Genomic DNA, 16,934 nt, shown 5'->3' with positions numbered 1-16,934 from the left:
CTATATATAAATCTGGGACCAATTGCTGTGGGATGGCAATAGTGGTTACTGATGTGACACCGGAGGAACTTGAGGCAGGACGCGGGTATGAGGCTCTGTTCGTGCCAGCGCTTTTTGCGCCATGGACCGGACACCTCATTAACGGCGCTTCAGTTAGCGCGAGTGCCCATGTTCTGGATATTGCCTGCGGATCGGGGGTACTTGCACGTGCGGCTCTTGAACATGTCGGCAAGTCTGGACAGGTTGTAGGGCTTGATCCGGCACCAGGTATGATTGCTGCGGCCAGAGAAGTTGAGCCCGATGTCGAATGGGTTTTGGGCAGTGCCGAAGATTTGCCTTTTGGCGATTGTTCATTCGACTGCGTAGTGTCGCAATTTGGCATGATGTTCTTTCAGGACCGCCAAAAAGCGGCCAACGAAATGTATCGGGTGACCAAGCCAGGCGGAACGCTGGCGGTGGCTGCCTGGCACTCGATAAACAGGAATCCAGCATATAAAGACGTCGCCTCGGTATTAGATGAGCATGTATCGCCAGAGGCCGCTGATGCAGTGCGAATACCGTTCTGCCTAGATGATCCTGATCAGGTTGCCGGACTATTGTCGAAAGCTGGATTCGGCGACATAGCCTACGAGACGAAAACCGAGCAGGCAAAATTCCCCAGCACCCGGACAATGATAGAAGTCGAATTGCGCGGCTGGCTGCCACTTTTCGGCATACATCTCAACGAAAAGAAAATCGCGACTGTGTTGGAAAAGTCAGACGCAAGGCTGTCGAAATACGCCAAATCGTCCGGGCAGGCCGTTTTTCCAACGTCCGCTTACATTATGGCCGCCTGTAAGCCAGAATAGCCTCGGAGCCGGAACTGGAGCATTACCATACTTGTGAGAGACTGGCAGCATGGTTTCAAACGCGGCTGTGATGCGTTAGTCGCAATAGTTTCCTGGTCCGACATTCATCGGAAGGACAAACAATATACAGGACCGTGTATCTGACCATTACAGCGGCCGTGGCAACTTGGCCGAAAAACTCGCGAATGATCTGCGAGAAATTGGACTGGAGCCCACTGAACTGAAACCGTCTGATTTTGAGTCCATCGACGAATTTCACTTTCGGGGCCGGGAAGCGACTTTGGAACTGCTGAAACAACTAAACTTCCAACCAAACTCGAAAGTTTTGGATATCGGAAGCGGCCTTGGGGGTGTGTCCAGAACAATCGTCCAAGAGGCAGGCGTTTTCGTGTCAGGGGTCGATCTAACGCAAGAATTCTGTGACGCGGCAACAACCATTTCTGATTGGGTCAACCTGTGCCACAGAACCGAATTTCGCCAGGGTGATGCGACAAAGCTGCCATTTACAGATGACCATTTCGACGGAGCAATCACCGTTCATGTTGCTATGAATATCCCCGACAAGAAAATGATGTACGCCGAAGCCAAGCGTGTTCTCAAACCCGGCTCGAAGTTCGGCATTTATGATATTCTTCAGGGCGAAGGCGGGGATGTCCTTTATCCCGCCCCATGGGCTAGGGAACCTTCAATCAGTCATCTCGCGACTCCGGCAGAAATGTCCGAATATCTCCTAGATGCCGGTTTCAATATTCTCCAGGAATCGGATTCAACCTTGGAGAGCTACCGCTGGCTTGAAAACAGAGCAGCTCAACCGAAACACTTCAAGAGTTTGCCCGCCACAACACAATTGCTATTCGGAGCCGTGTCACGGGATATGGTGCAAAATCAGTTGCTGGGGCTTTTGGAGCGTCGGATGCTGACCTATTCGTTCATTTGCGAGGCGTGAAGCCAAGTCTTACTACCAGCATAGATCTGCGTTCCGCATATTGTAGATACAGCTGAGCTGAATCCTGTACCAACTCCGTGTCAGTAAAGTCGGTGCTGTAATATGGTATTGTCAGGCATTGGAGGCGAACAGATATGATCCATAGGGTAACAATCGCATTGTTTACGCTTCTGATTTCGGGACAGGCCATTGCGCTTGATTGCGGCGAAGTATCCAATCCCTGCAAAATAGACACTGGTGAGTACCATATCGCCCTTCCAAATGAATGGCGGGGCGGGCCAGTCGTGATACACCTGCATGGTTATGGCGGGTCCGGAGCAAAGGTGCTTAAAAACAAGCTATTCGTCGAAGCATTCACCGCGCGGGGCTATGCGTTTGTGGCACCGACCGCACTGCCATGGCTGGAAGGCAAGCCCGCAGATTGGTCGGTTCGGGACGGGTGGGTTACCTATCCTCGGTCTGATGTTAGTTTTCTCCGCGACGTGCTGGCGGATGTCGTAGTCCGCGCAAACGTGAATCCGGACCAGGCGCTGATGACAGGGTTCTCACGAGGCGGCTCGATGGTTTGGGAAGTCGCGTGCCTCGCGCCAGATCTGGCGCGGGGCTATGCCCCTGCTTCCGGTGGCTTCTGGCTCCCAATGACTCAAGAATGTCTCGGGCCCGTTCACATGCTTCACACACATGGATTCACTGACAAGGTTGTGCCGCTTGAGGGCAGATCAATACACAATGAAGAATTTGATATCACCATCACCCAGGCCGATATCTGGGAGGGGCTTGCATTATGGCGCCGAAGAAACGAATGCCAACACAACGCGGCAGAAATCGAAGTGAAAGCCAGTCTCTGGCGCAAGCGGTGGGAATGCGAACAGGGAAGTCTTGAACTCTTTTTGCACGACGGCGAGCACGGCTACCCAAAAGAATGGGGTACTATGGTGCTCGACTGGTTCGAAAGCATGGAAAATTGACAAACCAACGAAAACGCAACGGTCGTATTCGTTCAGCCTAAAGTGGCCCATTGGTTCTGAAGTCACACCGTGCTGGGCAAAACTTACTAATCCTTAAAGAAAATAGCCCAGATAGCAGCAATGATGACTCCGGCGCCAGCTGCGAACACCAATGCGATAGCGCTGAAGAACAAACGCGGCTGGCTGGAGCGTCGGACTGTCGAAATATGAATTCTTATCTGGCCTCTAAGCAAACCATCCGCTGCCATCGATACTGCAAAAAGGCCAAGAGCCAGCGCACTGGCCCCCCCCATAGCCGTTGCCATTGCTCATCCTCAGTCAATGCCAACGGCAAACCGGTTACGATAAAAAGCGCTGCGAAGAGCCACATCAAATACGTAAATATCATCGAACCGGTAACCACATGCCTTATTCTATCCAGTAGTTAATCAATGCGGCTTGTGCAAATTCACCAAGATTAGGATGGTCGCTGAAATGGTACAGAAACCTCAACACGGCCTCCGTCTGTGCAGGCGTCAATTGGGTGAACTTGGACTTCCTGAACTCGTGCAGCATTTCTTTCGATGTGCCAGGGTCGAGTGCCAGAAGAATGCTTTCACTGGCATATTCCGGGCTGTCTGAATTTCGCAGAGTCCAAATCAGATACGCGGGCAAGTAGTACTGAAATGCTTTGGGGCTGAAAGCCGTGGGGGCAGCGTAACTGTATACGATCATTTTACCGGTCATCTCATGCCATTTGACCCCGCCGTAGAATTCAAGAATATCCACGTCATCCATACATTCGGGGTGAAGAAGTTCATCATCAGCAGGTGGATCAAGACCGTCAAAAGCAGCAATGATCTGGTTTGCAAGAGCTTCCGTTGTTGTCGTTATCCTTGGCATGGTGACATATTAAACTGGCTGAAACCCCGAAATCGAGCGTGTCAGCAACAATTCGGATTCGAGTGATTGCAATGGATAACGGACAGAGGCTCTTTCAGGACGTCAGTCATGAATTCCACGACAATTCCATTTATGCCCTAAAATTGGTTTCGCCTGACCCAGACAACAATGACTGGGTGAGCGAACTAATACTCGATATCGACCACATTGAGGAGTGGATCAGGCAGGACAACGGGCAATTCAGTTTTTCCGTTTCCCAGGTCAACCTGTGTTTCGAGGGCGTTTCCGATCTGTTCGTTTCCTTTTCGTTTCCGAAATCGACCGTTACACCGCTGCCAATCGACCGGATTACCCGGTCCAGAGAACCAGTTCGGATCCACGGAATAGATTATTTCGAATTTGCCTGGACCATCGGGCTGAATGACCGCCGCGGCGGTCGCATTTGCTTCCACGCTACTGGGTATCGCTTTGAAAGGGTCGGAAAACCCGTCACCTGCGAGGAACAATGTATACCCAAACATTGGCGCCTACCGCAGTAGATGCAGAAGACTGTGTGACCACCTCGGCAACGAATGCCATTGGAGCCCACCTGCCATCTCACTTCAATCGTAATTGGGTACGCATTTGGTAGGAGGTACTGCACCTGTCACAATTGACTGCGAGTGTATTCAGCATAGTCAGACCGAATACGGAAACGGGTTTTCGTTTGCTGAGGATCAGCTTTGCCGCGCCTCTCAGATGCTACAATGCCCGCTTTGCGTGGCGATATCACTATGAGAAAGTGCCGCCGCCCTGTCTGGCATGGTCGTCGCGGTCAAACCAAACCAACGACAATTGTATCAAGCCATTGTCGTCGAGGGTCCACTCCTCCCAGCCCAACAGGCGGACAGGAGAATCTTCGCGCTTTCCAGGGCCGACGAGCATACCGGTAAAGAGAGCGTGGTTCCCAGATAAACGAAAATCATGCAGCAACACAGAAGAACCAGGAAAATCACGGAAGAACGGTGCCGCGTAATCCGAAGCAATCGCGCCCCGACCTTGAATCGCCTTGCCAGAATTGAGCCGCGCCGCCCCACCTTCAGCGAAATGTGCTGCTACCTGTGCCGGATCGTTGGAACTCCACGCAGCAGCATACGAAGAAGCTTTCTCCAGCGCATCAGCAAACAACATTTCGGTTGCCCCTTTCTCGAACATGGCCGCTCTTTGGCTTTGAAGGTGAGCCCATGGATGTATCTTAGACGCGTACGTGCAATAAGTCAGAGGTAACCTCGTTTTAGGCGTTCGGTTACGGCGCAGCGAAAGAGCGCTCCTCCGAACCGGGCGTTCGCAAAGCTCGCAGCGACAGCGCCGGACGCACCCAGTTTTCTGTTTTCTGCGGGGGTGACGAAAGTCGGCTACGTCTGAGCCAACCGATATTCCATCAGCACATGTCTCGCGCGCTTCACTGCCACGTTCCCAAATTCGTGAGCGCTATTCCGTGGACCCAATCAGAGCATACGACTAGCATCAGTGATTACTCAGCACGAAGGGAGACAAACATGTCGAAGTTCACCTATAGAACAACTGCCCATGGGGTTGCTGCACTCGTAATCTGCTGTTTCGCAACGGCCACACAGGCACAATCGGCGAGCGAGGAGATGTCGTTTTTCATAACCAGTGTGGGTAAGGGGGACGGCGCCAATCTGGGCGGCCTTGAAGGCGCCGATGCTCATTGCAACGAGCTTGCTTCGGCGGCCGGTTCTTCCAGAACTTTTGCGGCCTATTTGAGCACTTCTATGTCCATTGATCGAAGCACTGACCCGATGACAATCACCAATGGCATTTCTGCACGCGACCGGATCGGGTCGGGCCCTTGGTATAATGCCAATGGAGAGCTTATCGCCAACAATGTTGAAGAGCTGCACAGTGACGGCGTGAATATTAGTCTTCAAACCGCGCTCGACGAAAACGGTAACCCCGTCAATGGGCGTGGCAGTCAGCCGAACAAACATGACATTCTGACCGGCTCCGATTCCGCGGGTTACTTCTCGACGGCGGGTGGCGATACGACATGCAGCAACTGGACTTCGAATAGTGAGGACGGATCCGCGATTGTTGGGCACCATGACCGTGTAGGTCTCAACGATGCTCGAAACATGTTGTCCTGGAACTCATCGCACGGCTCGCGCGGTTGCGGAGAGGAACATCTGCCACGTTCTGGAGGGGCGGGCTTATTTTATTGCTTCGCAACCGACTGATCAGGCAGCATTGGTGCGCGTGTCACCCGCACTGCACCTGATATTGTCTGGTTGGCTTTAAAGGTCGCGTTCTGGAAACTGTTTTTGGGCAGCAAAGCCCAATTGCCGTTTCGGCCTGTGGCCGACACCGAATTAGGAGATTCGCAATTTCTATCGACAGTTTTGCGGACACTGAGATTGGAAGACACTTGGCCGACGCTGCTCGTCGTTGCCGCATGGTTTTCTTCACCGGACTACCAGCGTCTGGAAAGTCATTCCTGTTGCGCCAGCAAATATCCATTGCGATCTCCTCGGGACGTCGCGTGCATATCATGCGTTGGGATACGGGGCTCGCGGCGTTTCAGACCGAAGACATTCTCGCGAGGTATCCGGATGTTTCGGATGGAACTCATCCGTTGATACGAAGGGCAGCTGGATTGTGGGGCCGGAGAGCCCTGGCGCGATGGCTGGTAGAGCATACCGACCCCACAGACATGATTATCGGTGAAGTCCCTATCATCGGAAACAGGTATTCCGAGCTCATCCAGGTGCAGCCGGATCAGGTTGAACCAGCCCTAGCATCCGAGGAAACCACATTCATCTTTCCTGTTCCCACAAAGAGCTTGCGTGCCAATCTCGAAGCCATCCGAAGGTCAACGTTTGCGAACCCAAAACATCCTGATGAGGCCAGAGATGCGCCTCCATCGACAATGGAACTGGCCTGGCGCCAGACATGCGCCAAGGCTGCGGAATTGGGCTTAGTCTCTGAGGTTGACATCCATTCTCCGTACGAGGAGACGATCTATGTCCGATTTTTTGAGCACCTTCTGCAACACCGAAACTCCATCGGAATTGGGGTCGATACGGTTTATTCCGATGCCGGTTCAGCCCATGACCTGGATGCGAACATCTTGGAGCTCAGTGCAAGCCCGGACGAAATACAGTGTACAATCGCAGAGGTAGAGGCTGTTTTTACAGTCGAGGACGCTGCCCAAGACGTTAAAAACTGGTATCAAATGTAGTCTCAGGCAATATCCCACTCTTAGCGCATCTCGGAAATTGCAAAGTCTAAGTTTGAATGTCCGCTTTGTGCTGTTTGCGGACATTCTATCTGCCCGCAAACTCAACTAGTACTCTTCGGCTATTTAGGCACCGTCTTTCGAAAGTTTGGACTTCATGAAGTCCTCTTTCATCATGTGAGCTTTCATGGCCGGTAGGCCGATGGCTTTTAATCCGATGATTGCTGCATAGATCAAAGTCGCTGAGGCAAGGGCGTCCAAGAACCACCCGATAGGTGTCGCAGTAACACCAAGTTGCCCTGGCAGCGTCGCAAGTGCCGGTATCGTCCAAAACCCGGTCAAGCCATGAAGAACCAGCGCGATCCAAAATCCGGCGCAGTACGGGCAATGCCATTGTTCATAGAGTGAACTTAGCGGTCGGGGCAGCGCCGCAATGAAGCGGTTGAACCACGTTCCCCATTCAGGGAGTTTCTCCCAGATCAAGATGTGGATGGCTGTCGCCATTAGGACTAATTCGAACGTCATTTTTCAGTTTCCTTTTTTATGTTAGTCTGTCTGACTTACTTTATGCTGCAAAATATTTGTCAGACCGGTTTCCGATGCTGCCCTACTTTGATTTCAATCGCTCTGACGTCATCTTCGGACAGTTCCTCAAGCAGCGCCTTCGCTGCTGCTTCATAGATCTGCTCACCAGAAGACAGTAGGTTTTGACCCTGTTCAGTTAGCATTATGTGTTGAGCGCGGGCGTCGTACTGACAAGGGAAACGCACCACTAACCCACGTTCCTCAAGTTTCAAGACCATCGCACTGGCTGATGCTTTTCGAACACCCATATCATCGACAACATCTTGAAGATGTTGCCCATGATCATCTTTGTCCGTTTTTTTGGCTTCCTGATCTTTTATCGCGCGAAGATACTCGTATTCGCTGTGGGTCATCCCCAGATGCCCCCCTGCTTTCGCCCACTGTCTGTGACCTTGTCTGTGCGCCAGTTCGATCAGCCTTGCCAACTTCATGCTACGATCCTATTTAGTCAGTCTTTCTGACTAACCTGTGTACGCGCGAAGTCAATAGCGCTTTCGCAACTTTGCAAGCAATCAAATCAAGGTAGACGCTTTGGAACAGACAAGGAAATTTGAGACCGCGCGCTTGCGAGTTCAAAGCTGGTCAGAGACAGTGAGCAATGGTGAACAACGACGCCAATTGATCAATGAACTTAAGGACGTTCTAACACCTGCTGTTTTACAACATCTGCCTGAACCGTTGCAGATTCATGATACCGGTTCCTCGATAAAGGACTGGATAAACGAGCGAGTTGCCGAGAGCGAGGTATTGACGGTTCGAGATCGAGCTGATGATAGCCTTTTGGGTCTTCTGATCTTAGCTGAATTTTTAGAACCCGAAACGCTTAAGACAGTTCATCTGGGGTATCTTTTTTGCGAACGCGCCTGGGGGAAAGGCTATGCGACCGAACTGATTTCGGGTGTCATCACATGGTACAGGGCCGACGGCCAATCGGTGCAGCTTTACGGCGGTGTTGAAACGGGCAACCCAGCCTCTGCCAGAGTATTGAGGAAAAATGGATTTGAGCTGGAAGAAGGGTTGTCAAATTCAACAACAGAGATTTTTGGCCTGTATATACCGTACAACTTCGACAAGCTTTTTCGGTCAACGCGCAATGCACTTGGAGAACCCACTCAAGTCTTTGTCGACTTTTTCAAACAATACTCTGGCAAACCACTGCGCGTGTTGGACATTGGCTGCGGTCAAGGCCGTGACGCGTTGTTCATTGCACGGTTGGGTCACAGCGTTGTAGGTGTTGACATCTCTCCCAGTGGCATTCGTGATTTGCTTGAAGCAGCACGTCACGAGAATTCAAGCGTTGAGGGCATCGTCGAAGACATAAGGATCTTTGTTCCCGAAGATAAGTTCGACGTATTGCTCATAGATCGCACCTTGCACATGTTGTTGGAAAAAGATCGGCTGGAGGTGCTTAACCGATTGATCGGTAGCGTGTCCGATGAAGGTTGGGTCCTGATCTCGGACGAGCCGTCGAATATGCAGGGATTCAAAGACGTGTTCACGTCGAGCAACGACGCTTGGGAAGTAAAAATAGATAAACCCGAAACACTGTTCACGCGGCGCTATAGTCAAAGAAGGGGTTTCCAACGACTTCCTTGATAAACTGAAGCAGACTTTCGCTGCGCTGCTGCAAAAAAGCTTTGGCAGGGCTCAAACTGCCCCTCTCCGCACCTCGAATAAATGGCTGGTTGCGACCCAGTTCCAACTTTGGGGTTCGAATTAACAGATATGTGCCGAGCTTGGCTCAAGGTGAACGCGCGAAAATCCCAAGCAAACTCAACTCTCACTGGATGACAATAGGTTCAGAGTCCGGGCTGCAATTCCGATCCGAACCTGTTGCCCCCAATCGAACTGTAGGAAATCCTGCTCAACACCATCTGCGAAAATCACTCCACCTTCGTTGATCCGGGATGTCATGAGCAACCCACCAGACGACTGAACCAATCCGGAAGACAAACTGCATCCGCTGGCTTGGCTAGGCCAAGGTTCCCGCGAAAAATAAACCGCCTTTCTTTCGGTCGGGCTCAACTGGAGGTGTTGGTGCGTGGAGGCCATGATTGATTTGGCCCAGCCTGTCGCTCCTGTTCCGGTCGACACAATAACACCTGACGAAGATTGGTATTCCTCGGCATCTCCCTCGCGAATAATGTATCGGGCAGATTGATGGGACCTGTGACCGATGAACAATTCGTTCAGTGCGACCAGACTATCCCCATTGCCAAGTCTCGCTTCCACCATTGTCCTGGGTTCCAGTGTGGCCAGCCCTGCCGAAACCATAGCAAGCAAATGGGAAACTTCATCTGGCCGTCTCGTCGTCAGCACACCTTCAGACATTCCGCTTCCAGGTGTCACACCAATCACAGGCTGGCTGGTGATGTATTTGGCAAGATTGGCAACAAGTCCATCTTGCCCCACGGCCACGACGATATCGTTGGCCGCGAACAAAAACCGATCAAGATCCGCTCGTTCAACCTGCGCAATAGACCAATCCGAAGGCACCGCGCTTTTCGTTCGGTTTATGCCTTCTTGCAGGGCCGAATGCACCGCCTCTACTTTCTCGATGCTCTGATCGCGGCTGCTCAAGAAGAAGCTTGCCTGCCCCCGCGTCCCGTGTTGCTCGATTAACGTTTGGTACTCTGAAGCACGGTGAACGATAACAACGCGTGGGGACAGGCTACTCATCACTTGCCCTTTCAATCGGTGACAACCGCCGGGGAGATTGCTGATTTCATCTGCGCCATGACACTAGACAACATGTCAGGAGTGACGGTCAGATTGTCGATGGTTTGAAGCTTGCCCGCGAACTCCTGCGCAGCCATAGCGAACAGCACGTTGGGCGGAAGGGACGCGTAAGCAGCCATGCGTTCCTTCTCCATGTCAGCTTTGGCTTGGTCGACGGTGCGAATACGGTCCGCCTCAGCCTCGGCATCAATCTTCATTGCTGCGGCCCCGGCTTCTGCCTTGGAACGGGCGTTTTCATCTTCGCGGGCAATCAGTTGCTTGCGCTGGGTTTCCAACTCGATCCTGGTACTCAGCTCGTTCTCGGCAATGGCTCGTTCTTTTTCGACCGCCAAAGCACGCCTACTGAAAGTAGCTTCATCCGCCTGTTGCTGAAGACTTTCAAAAGTTGGGGCCTGCAACGCTCGGGCAAGTTCGCTGCTGGGTGAGATATTGTCCACGCCAACACTCACGATCTCAACACCCATTTCGGTCATAGCACTCATCGATGCAAAGCCTTCACGCAAGGCGACCTGCACAGGACCAACACCGCTCTTCAGAATCTGCCGAATGTCGTTTTGGTTGACATAGGCGGAAATGAGACGTCTGCCCTGCCCGCCGATCAAATCATTGATCTGATCAACAGGTTGCCCAAGGAGCAGACCTGAATTGGGGTCCAAAGTGAAATCTATACGATCCCCCAAGGTCTCGGCATCTGTTACCCGCCAAACGATACTGCCTTGTACCGTAAGGTCCTGATAGTCAGCCGTTTGCGCCTTCAGCAAGAACGGCAACACGCGATCATCCATTGGAATTTCCGACAATGAGGTGCCCGCTGGTGTAAACCAGAATGACAAGCCTTTGCCTAACCGCGCCCGCTGTCCCTTACGATACTGTTGAACATGGCTTGAGGCGTCAGCCCGCAGGTGTCGGATGAACGGGTATCTTGTGATCTGAGCCATAACGACAAGCTCCTTTCTCAAAGACGCGTGTAAAGTTCGGCGGGGCGAAATGCAGAGGCTTCCTCACGTCGCCCCGTCGCCTTGATCGTCTTGCGATCAAGGAGTTTCCGGCGGAACGCGGGCTTTGTCAGGCTGCGCCCCAGAATTGCTTCGTAGACTTCCTGGGCCTGCCGAAGGGTGAAAAACTCAGGCAGTAGCTCCAATGCTATATTGGTATAGTCCAGCTTCCCGCGTAGTCGCTTGACGACATCCCCGAGTATCTCTGCGTGGTCAAAAGCAAGACCAAGAGTGTTTCCGTCATCGGATACCGCAGTAGCCGCACCCCCGGTTTTGCCATCCCAATTCGTTTGAACCGAAGCGAGCTGCAATGACTCGGATTTCAGAACAGCTTGAAAAAGATCAGAGGACGGCATCAGCGCAAAATGTGTAACGCTGACAACCCGTTCACGTGGGTCGCGATTTAGAGCGCCGTATGTAAACAACTGCTCAAGATAGGCCGATTTCAATCCGGCTTTGTCATTCAAGACCCGCTGAACGGTGGCGTCGATTTCCTCGTCAATCCTGTGTTGCAGGACGCTTTGCACTCGGTTTTTGATACGTCGCTTGTCATCCCAAGTTAGCAGAACACCATCGGATAGTTCGCAAGCAACTTTATCAAAATCATTTCCACCGAGATCGACCGAGTGTTCATCATTTCCGATGAGTTCTTTGGCCAGCCGCGTTTTGCGCAAATTTTTCAGATATTCTGTCAGCCGATGCGTAATGGCGCCTTTTTCAACGTTGGGATCCGTGGCGAGTAGGAGTTTGACGGTCTTCATAGCAGTTCCCTCATCTATCCAGTGAGACAAACCGACCGAAAACGAGCGCAAAAGAAGATAAATTATCAGCAGCTAACGGTCGGCCCTAACAGGGGCAGATCAGAAAAACCGTATGAGAAAGATATGCTGCGATGTCGTCATAGAATGAAACAGCCCTATTACTGGACGCACGTCAATACCTTCGAATTATTGATGCTGACTGAGAAAGCGTCCGCTAAGAAAATCAGACGCTTTCCTGCCCCTATGAAAACAAGGGGATTTTAATACTTGGGCGACAAAGACCTTGTCTTTGGGCGAAAAAATCGCTGATTTGGGTCTCAATTGCTTGGTGCATCAGCAGATAGCTTTTACGCCAAATCAGCCACACTTAGAATGACCGCAGCTGCGGCAGGTCATGCAGCCTTCGATCATCACCATGTCGAACTGACCACAGGATGGGCAAGTCTTGCCACGCGGGGCGTCCATGTTGACCACCTGCGCCTGAGGATCGGATTTCAGGCCCATGCCTTCGCCCTCAAGGAAGCCGATATTGACCATGTGTTGCTCGATCACGCCGCCAATCGCGGCCAGAATGGACGGAATGTACTTGCCTTTGACCCAGGCCCCGCCGCGCGGGTCGAACACAGCTTTCAGTTCCTCGACCACAAAGGACACATCGCCACCGCGTCGGAACACGGCCGATATCATCCGGGTCAAAGCCAGCGTCCAAGCATAATGCTCCATATTCTTCGAGTTAATGAACACCTCGAAGGGACGGCGGCGTCCGCCAATGACGATATCGTTGATTGTCAGATAAATTGCGTGCTCGCTGTCCGGCCATTTCAGCTTGTAAGTCGACCCTTCAAGCGATTGTGGGCGATCAAGCGGTTCGGACATATAAACGACCTCGCCCCCGTCAACCTCATGCGGGGCATCCGCGCTTTCACCCGGCGCTTTGTCGTCGCTTTCCGATACGCTCAGAACCGAACCGGTGATATCATTGGGGCGATAGGTTGTGCAGCCTTTGCATCCCTGATCCCAGGCCTGCATGTAGACGTCTTTGAAGGCATCAAAGCTGATATCTTCGGGGCAATTGATTGTCTTCGATATCGAACTATCGATCCACTTTTGCGCCGCCGCCTGCATTTTTACGTGATGGGACGGGCTTAGTGTTTGCGCATTCACGAAATACTCGGGCAATTCGGCGTCGCCAAACTTGTCGCGCCACATCTGCACCGCATAGTCCACAACCTCTTCTTCGGTGCGCGAACCGTCCTTTTGCAGCACCTTGCGCGTATAGGCATAGGCAAAAACCGGCTCGATCCCCGAAGACACGTTGCCCGCATACAGCGAAATCGTACCCGTCGGCGCGATCGAGGTCAGCAGCGCGTTGCGGATGCCGTGTTCGCGGATTGCGTCGCGCACATCGTCATCCATCTGTTGCATGGTGCCGCTGGCCAGATATTTCTCGGCGTCAAACAGTGGGAAAGCGCCCTTTTCCCTCGCCAAATCGACCGACGCCAGATACGCGGCGCGCGCGATTGCGTGCAACCAGCGCTCGGTCTGACGCGCCGCCTCGTCCGAGCCGTAGCGCAGACCCAACATCAACAGCGCATCGGCCAGACCAGTCACGCCCAGCCCGATGCGGCGCTTGTCTTGCGCCTCGGCTTCTTGTTCGGCCAGCGGGAATTTCGACGCGTCCACCACGTTGTCCATCATGCGAACGGCGGTGGCCACCAGCTCTTGCAAGGCCTCCTCGTCCAGATGCGCGGCATCCTCGAACGGCTCGGCAACCAACCGTGCCAGATTGATCGAGCCCAGCAAACAGGCACCATAAGGCGGTAGAGGTTGTTCTCCGCACGGGTTGGTCGCCGAGATCGTCTCGACGTAATTCAGATTGTTCGCCTGATTGATCCGGTCGATAAAGATCACGCCCGGCTCGGCATAATCATAGGTGGCCTGCATGATCTTATTCCAAAGATCGCGCGCCTGAACGGTGTGATAGACCTTTCCGTCAAATACCAGATCCCACGGTCCATCGGCCTTGACGGCCTCCATGAATGGATCGGTGACCAGAACCGACATGTTGAACATGCGCAAACGCGCCGGGTCGGATTTCGCGGTGATGAACTGTTCGATATCCGGATGGTCGCAGCGCATGGTCGCCATCATCGCACCACGACGCGAGCCTGCAGACATGATCGTGCGGCACATGGCGTCCCAGACGTCCATAAAGCTTAGCGGGCCCGAGGCATCCGCTGCGACCCCTTTCACATCGGCGCCGCGCGGACGGATGGTTGAGAAATCGTAACCGATCCCCCCGCCCTGCTGCATGGTCAGCGCGGCCTCTTTCAGCATGTCGAAGATACCGCCCATGCTGTCGGGGATCGTCCCCATCACAAAGCAGTTGAATAGGGTTACCTGTCGCGCGGTGCCCGCCCCGGCGGTGATGCGGCCAGCAGGAAGGTATTTGAAATCCTCTAGCGCCTCATAGAATTTTTTTTCCCAATGCGCCGGGTCTTCTTCCACACGCGCCAGATCACGAGCTATGCGCCGCCAGCTGTCCTCGACTGTCTGATCGATGGGCGTACCATCCGCCTGTTTGAAGCGGTATTTCATATCCCAGATCTGCTCGGCGATGGGGGCGGCAAAGCGGCTCATTGGTGATTCCCTGTACTGAAAGAGGCATTCAGATTAGCCCAGATCACATCTAAACCACAACACCTTGATGACAAGCGCATGAGGGCTACAATATAGGGATCACCCTTGGGACGACTCTGTGGGAAAGCTGTGGATAAGTACGTAAACCTCATCAAACTTTCGGTTGGGTCAGAAAGCGTCGACACGTTGATGGCATGGCAAGACAGCCGCAAACCACTCTATGAGGACGGATACCCGCGCCACGTCACCCGCATGTGGCCCAAGCGCGACGCTGAAATTCTGAATGGCGGGTCGATCTATTGGGTGATCAAAGGTGTGGTCCAGTGCCGCCAGCGCATCCTGCGGCTGGATGAAGTCCGTGGTGAGGATGGCATCCGCCGCTGCGCCATCGTCCTGGACCCCGAGGTACACAGAACGCAGAACGCTCTGAAGCGTCCATTCCAGGGCTGGCGGTATCTCAAGCCTGAGGACACCCCTGCCGACTTGCCTAAAAATCGCGAGCAGGACGACGCCCTGCCCGACGATCTGAACCGCGCATTAGCGGAAATTGGGGTGCTTTAGGCCAACCTGTCCAGCAGCTCATTCAAAGCCGTCTTTTCAGCCGCATCGTATTTGGCCACGCGGCTGCGCCACAGCGTGGCCTGCGATTGCAGGATCAGCCCATCCGACAGGATTTTCAGGTGGTTCGCCCGCAGTGTTTCCCCGGTCGAGGTGATATCGGCAATCGCCTCGGCTGTCTCATTCACCACCGTCCCCTCGGTTGCGCCCTGGCTGTCGACCAGCGTGTAATCGGCCACCCCCGCTTCGGTCAGGAATTCGCGGACCAGACGGTGGTACTTGGTAGCGATCCGCAGCCGATGGCCATGCGCCCTGCGAAAACCTGCCGCCGCTGCATCCAAATCATCCAGAGTGTCCACGTCGACCCAGCAGGCTGGGGTTGCGATGATAAGGTCCGCCTTGCCGAACCCCAAAGGTGCAACCTCTTCCACCTGCTGTTCCCAGCGCGGCAGCTTTTCATGCACAAGATCGATGCCGGTCACGCCCAAATGAATGCGTCCCGCCGCCAGCTCGCGCGGAATCTCTCCTGCAGACAATAGGATCAGCGAGACGCCACCAATCCCATCAACCTTGCCCGCGTATTCCCGGTCTGATCCGCTGCGCGACAGTGTAATGCCGCGCTTTTCAAACCATGCGAAGGTCTTGTCCATCAACCGGCCCTTCGAAGGCACACCGAGTTTCAGGCTCATTGCGCAGCCTCCTCGATTTCGAGCATCAGGTCCGGGCGGATCACGCCGCCAATTGCCGGAATCTCGGCCCCACCACCCAATTGCCTGGTCAGCGCATCATAGCGCCCACCGGTTGCAACCGGTGGCAGATCAGGGCGGCCTTCGGCATAAAAGCCGAATACAAACCCGTCGTAGTACTCCATCGAGGTCCTGCCATAAGACGCCTCAAAATCCAGTGTATCCACATCTACGCCCCGCGCTTGCAGGGCTGCGATACGAGCCTCCAAACGATCCAAAGCAGATGTGATCTGTGGCAGATCAACCGCAATGTCACGCAGTTGTTCCAGCGCGAAAGGCATGGTTTCTCGCACATTAAGTAGCGTCTCCAAACCGGCCAGTTCATTGTCCGAGATCGGCGGCGCAGCGCGGTCTTCGCGCAGGGCATCAATCCGTTCGAGAATTTCGGGCGTGCGGCGCTTGCCTATCATGGGCACGTCAATCGCCAATGGGTCGACCGCGTCAAGCAGAGCATCGCGCCCCTCGAGACTAGCTTTGCGTCCGGCATATCGGTCCAGCAAAACGCGGAACCGGCGAGGCCGCCAGAGATGCCGCATCAGTGCAGCCTTACGACGACTAGTGGTCTTGAGACCCCCGACCGCGGCGATCAGAATACCGATATCACCTGTCGCTGCCCGCAAAGGCAGCCCGCGCAATTGCAGGGCAAATAACGAAAACACCTCGGCATCGGCTCCGGCGGGGTCTTCGCGATCAAATACTTCGTAGCCGACTTGGATATACTCATTAGCACGATCCGGATCGTGTTCCTGACGGCGGAACACTTCGCCGGAATAGGTGTATCTTGCTGGTTCAGCCCCGTCGGACATGTGCATCTGCACCACCGGCAGGGTGAAATCCGGGCGCAGCATCTGCTCACCCCGCAGCGCGTCCGAGGTTACGTAAGCACGGGCGCGGATATCTTCTCCATAGAGGTCCAACAGCGTCCCGGCTGGCTGCAGCAGAGGCGTATCAACCACCTGCGCGCCCGCCGCCTCGAACCGGACACGCATCATGGCGGCGCGGGCCTGTATTTGGGAACGGTTCGGCATGGG

Annotated in this window: 19 protein-coding genes; 7 read left to right on the top strand and 12 right to left on the bottom strand. The window is 53.8% G+C overall.

Going from position 1 to position 16,934, the window contains the following annotated elements:
- The first annotated feature begins 32 nt into the window (after positions 1 to 32).
- From ACR0MP_RS15330 to ACR0MP_RS15320, 3 genes are all read left to right on the top strand, one after another.
- Entirely contained in the window at positions 33 to 848 is an 816-nt protein-coding gene (locus tag ACR0MP_RS15330) for a class I SAM-dependent methyltransferase (protein ID WP_480887133.1), read from the top strand.
- A gap of 280 nt (positions 849 to 1,128) precedes the next feature.
- On the top strand, positions 1,129 to 1,794 hold the full coding sequence (locus tag ACR0MP_RS15325; protein WP_480893810.1) for a class I SAM-dependent methyltransferase: 666 nt from the start codon (positions 1,129 to 1,131) through the stop codon (positions 1,792 to 1,794).
- Between the two features lie 134 nt (positions 1,795 to 1,928).
- Complete coding sequence (locus tag ACR0MP_RS15320; RefSeq protein WP_480887130.1) at positions 1,929 to 2,762, top strand: CE1 family esterase; 834 nt, start codon at positions 1,929 to 1,931, stop codon at positions 2,760 to 2,762.
- Positions 2,763 to 2,848: 86 nt separating this feature from the next.
- Here ACR0MP_RS15320 and ACR0MP_RS15315 read toward each other — a convergent pair whose 3' ends face one another.
- The 4 genes from ACR0MP_RS15315 to ACR0MP_RS15300 form a co-directional block, all read right to left on the bottom strand.
- Complete coding sequence (locus ACR0MP_RS15315; protein WP_480691735.1) at positions 2,849 to 3,067, bottom strand: hypothetical protein; 219 nt, start codon at positions 3,065 to 3,067, stop codon at positions 2,849 to 2,851.
- 103 nt (positions 3,068 to 3,170) lie between these two features.
- Positions 3,171 to 3,644, bottom strand: coding sequence for a DUF6714 family protein (locus ACR0MP_RS15310; RefSeq protein WP_480691733.1), 474 nt, complete (start codon positions 3,642 to 3,644; stop codon positions 3,171 to 3,173).
- A 185-nt stretch (positions 3,645 to 3,829) separates the two neighbouring features.
- Complete coding sequence (locus ACR0MP_RS15305; protein ID WP_480893808.1) at positions 3,830 to 4,165, bottom strand: hypothetical protein; 336 nt, start codon at positions 4,163 to 4,165, stop codon at positions 3,830 to 3,832.
- Between the two features lie 250 nt (positions 4,166 to 4,415).
- Positions 4,416 to 4,838: a nuclear transport factor 2 family protein gene (locus ACR0MP_RS15300; protein ID WP_480887126.1), complete on the bottom strand. Its 423-nt coding sequence runs from the start codon at positions 4,836 to 4,838 to the stop codon at positions 4,416 to 4,418.
- Between the two features lie 344 nt (positions 4,839 to 5,182).
- Here ACR0MP_RS15300 and ACR0MP_RS15295 point away from each other — a divergent pair, with 344 nt between their 5' ends.
- Together ACR0MP_RS15295 and ACR0MP_RS15290 are read left to right on the top strand one after the other, a co-directional pair.
- Positions 5,183 to 5,881 (top strand): hypothetical protein, encoded by a 699-nt coding sequence (locus ACR0MP_RS15295; RefSeq protein WP_480637307.1) that lies wholly within the window; start codon positions 5,183 to 5,185, stop codon positions 5,879 to 5,881.
- A 188-nt stretch (positions 5,882 to 6,069) separates the two neighbouring features.
- Positions 6,070 to 6,882 carry a DEAD/DEAH box helicase family protein gene (locus ACR0MP_RS15290; protein WP_480887125.1) on the top strand — a complete coding sequence of 271 codons (813 nt, stop codon included), beginning with the start codon at positions 6,070 to 6,072 and terminating at the stop codon, positions 6,880 to 6,882.
- 123 nt (positions 6,883 to 7,005) lie between these two features.
- Here the strand turns inward: ACR0MP_RS15290 and ACR0MP_RS15285 are convergent, their stop codons facing one another.
- Positions 7,006 to 7,404, bottom strand: a complete 399-nt coding sequence (locus ACR0MP_RS15285) for a hypothetical protein (protein WP_480887123.1) — start codon at positions 7,402 to 7,404, stop codon at positions 7,006 to 7,008.
- 59 nt (positions 7,405 to 7,463) lie between these two features.
- Positions 7,464 to 7,895, bottom strand: coding sequence for a MarR family winged helix-turn-helix transcriptional regulator (locus ACR0MP_RS15280; RefSeq protein ID WP_480887121.1), 432 nt, complete (start codon positions 7,893 to 7,895; stop codon positions 7,464 to 7,466).
- Positions 7,896 to 8,055: 160 nt separating this feature from the next.
- Here ACR0MP_RS15280 and ACR0MP_RS15275 point away from each other — a divergent pair, with 160 nt between their 5' ends.
- Positions 8,056 to 9,060: a GNAT family N-acetyltransferase gene (locus ACR0MP_RS15275; RefSeq protein WP_480893806.1), complete on the top strand. Its 1,005-nt coding sequence runs from the start codon at positions 8,056 to 8,058 to the stop codon at positions 9,058 to 9,060.
- 177 nt (positions 9,061 to 9,237) lie between these two features.
- On the opposite strand, the gene ACR0MP_RS15270 is transcribed toward ACR0MP_RS15275, so the two are convergent.
- The 4 genes from ACR0MP_RS15270 to ACR0MP_RS15255 form a co-directional block, all read right to left on the bottom strand.
- Positions 9,238 to 10,044, bottom strand: a complete 807-nt coding sequence (locus ACR0MP_RS15270; protein WP_480893804.1) for an NAD(+)/NADH kinase — start codon at positions 10,042 to 10,044, stop codon at positions 9,238 to 9,240.
- Between the two features lie 110 nt (positions 10,045 to 10,154).
- Complete coding sequence (locus ACR0MP_RS15265) at positions 10,155 to 11,141, bottom strand: SPFH domain-containing protein (RefSeq protein WP_480887115.1); 987 nt, start codon at positions 11,139 to 11,141, stop codon at positions 10,155 to 10,157.
- A gap of 17 nt (positions 11,142 to 11,158) precedes the next feature.
- A complete protein-coding gene (locus ACR0MP_RS15260) occupies positions 11,159 to 11,959 on the bottom strand; it encodes an NUDIX hydrolase (protein ID WP_480887113.1) in 801 nt (266 codons plus the stop codon).
- Positions 11,960 to 12,316: 357 nt separating this feature from the next.
- Positions 12,317 to 14,599, bottom strand: a complete 2,283-nt coding sequence (locus ACR0MP_RS15255; RefSeq protein ID WP_170401907.1) for an adenosylcobalamin-dependent ribonucleoside-diphosphate reductase — start codon at positions 14,597 to 14,599, stop codon at positions 12,317 to 12,319.
- A gap of 129 nt (positions 14,600 to 14,728) precedes the next feature.
- Between ACR0MP_RS15255 and ACR0MP_RS15250 the strand changes: the two genes are divergently transcribed.
- Entirely contained in the window at positions 14,729 to 15,160 is a 432-nt protein-coding gene (locus ACR0MP_RS15250; protein WP_170392480.1) for a DUF1489 family protein, read from the top strand.
- On the opposite strand, the gene hisG is transcribed toward ACR0MP_RS15250, so the two are convergent.
- On the bottom strand, positions 15,157 to 15,846 hold the full coding sequence (hisG, locus tag ACR0MP_RS15245) for an ATP phosphoribosyltransferase (RefSeq protein ID WP_170401909.1): 690 nt from the start codon (positions 15,844 to 15,846) through the stop codon (positions 15,157 to 15,159). The genes ACR0MP_RS15250 and hisG overlap by 4 nt on opposite strands.
- On the bottom strand, positions 15,843 to 16,931 hold the full coding sequence (locus ACR0MP_RS15240; protein ID WP_170392482.1) for an ATP phosphoribosyltransferase regulatory subunit: 1,089 nt from the start codon (positions 16,929 to 16,931) through the stop codon (positions 15,843 to 15,845). Before ACR0MP_RS15240 ends, hisG begins: the two co-directional genes overlap by 4 nt.
- Positions 16,932 to 16,934: the final 3 nt, after the last annotated feature.

The sequence above is a fragment of the Ruegeria sp. K3 genome (genome assembly GCF_056531845.1).
This window is presented reverse-complemented; position numbering and strand designations above follow the sequence as displayed.

Coding starts and splice junctions, on each gene's coding strand:
- ACR0MP_RS15265 (WP_480887115.1), bottom strand. CDS start 11,141: ATGGCTCAGATCACAAGATACCCGTTCATCCGACACCTGCGGGCTGAC.
- ACR0MP_RS15300 (WP_480887126.1), bottom strand. CDS start 4,838: ATGTTCGAGAAAGGGGCAACCGAAATGTTGTTTGCTGATGCGCTGGAG.
- ACR0MP_RS15295 (WP_480637307.1), top strand. CDS start 5,183: ATGTCGAAGTTCACCTATAGAACAACTGCCCATGGGGTTGCTGCACTC.
- ACR0MP_RS15255 (WP_170401907.1), bottom strand. CDS start 14,599: ATGAGCCGCTTTGCCGCCCCCATCGCCGAGCAGATCTGGGATATGAAA.
- ACR0MP_RS15280 (WP_480887121.1), bottom strand. CDS start 7,895: ATGAAGTTGGCAAGGCTGATCGAACTGGCGCACAGACAAGGTCACAGA.
- ACR0MP_RS15285 (WP_480887123.1), bottom strand. CDS start 7,404: ATGACGTTCGAATTAGTCCTAATGGCGACAGCCATCCACATCTTGATC.
- ACR0MP_RS15260 (WP_480887113.1), bottom strand. CDS start 11,959: ATGAAGACCGTCAAACTCCTACTCGCCACGGATCCCAACGTTGAAAAA.
- ACR0MP_RS15320 (WP_480887130.1), top strand. CDS start 1,929: ATGATCCATAGGGTAACAATCGCATTGTTTACGCTTCTGATTTCGGGA.
- ACR0MP_RS15305 (WP_480893808.1), bottom strand. CDS start 4,165: ATGTTTGGGTATACATTGTTCCTCGCAGGTGACGGGTTTTCCGACCCT.
- hisG (WP_170401909.1), bottom strand. CDS start 15,846: ATGAGCCTGAAACTCGGTGTGCCTTCGAAGGGCCGGTTGATGGACAAG.
- ACR0MP_RS15240 (WP_170392482.1), bottom strand. CDS start 16,931: ATGCCGAACCGTTCCCAAATACAGGCCCGCGCCGCCATGATGCGTGTC.
- ACR0MP_RS15315 (WP_480691735.1), bottom strand. CDS start 3,067: ATGGCAACGGCTATGGGGGGGGCCAGTGCGCTGGCTCTTGGCCTTTTT.
- ACR0MP_RS15330 (WP_480887133.1), top strand. CDS start 33: ATGGCAATAGTGGTTACTGATGTGACACCGGAGGAACTTGAGGCAGGA.
- ACR0MP_RS15310 (WP_480691733.1), bottom strand. CDS start 3,644: ATGCCAAGGATAACGACAACAACGGAAGCTCTTGCAAACCAGATCATT.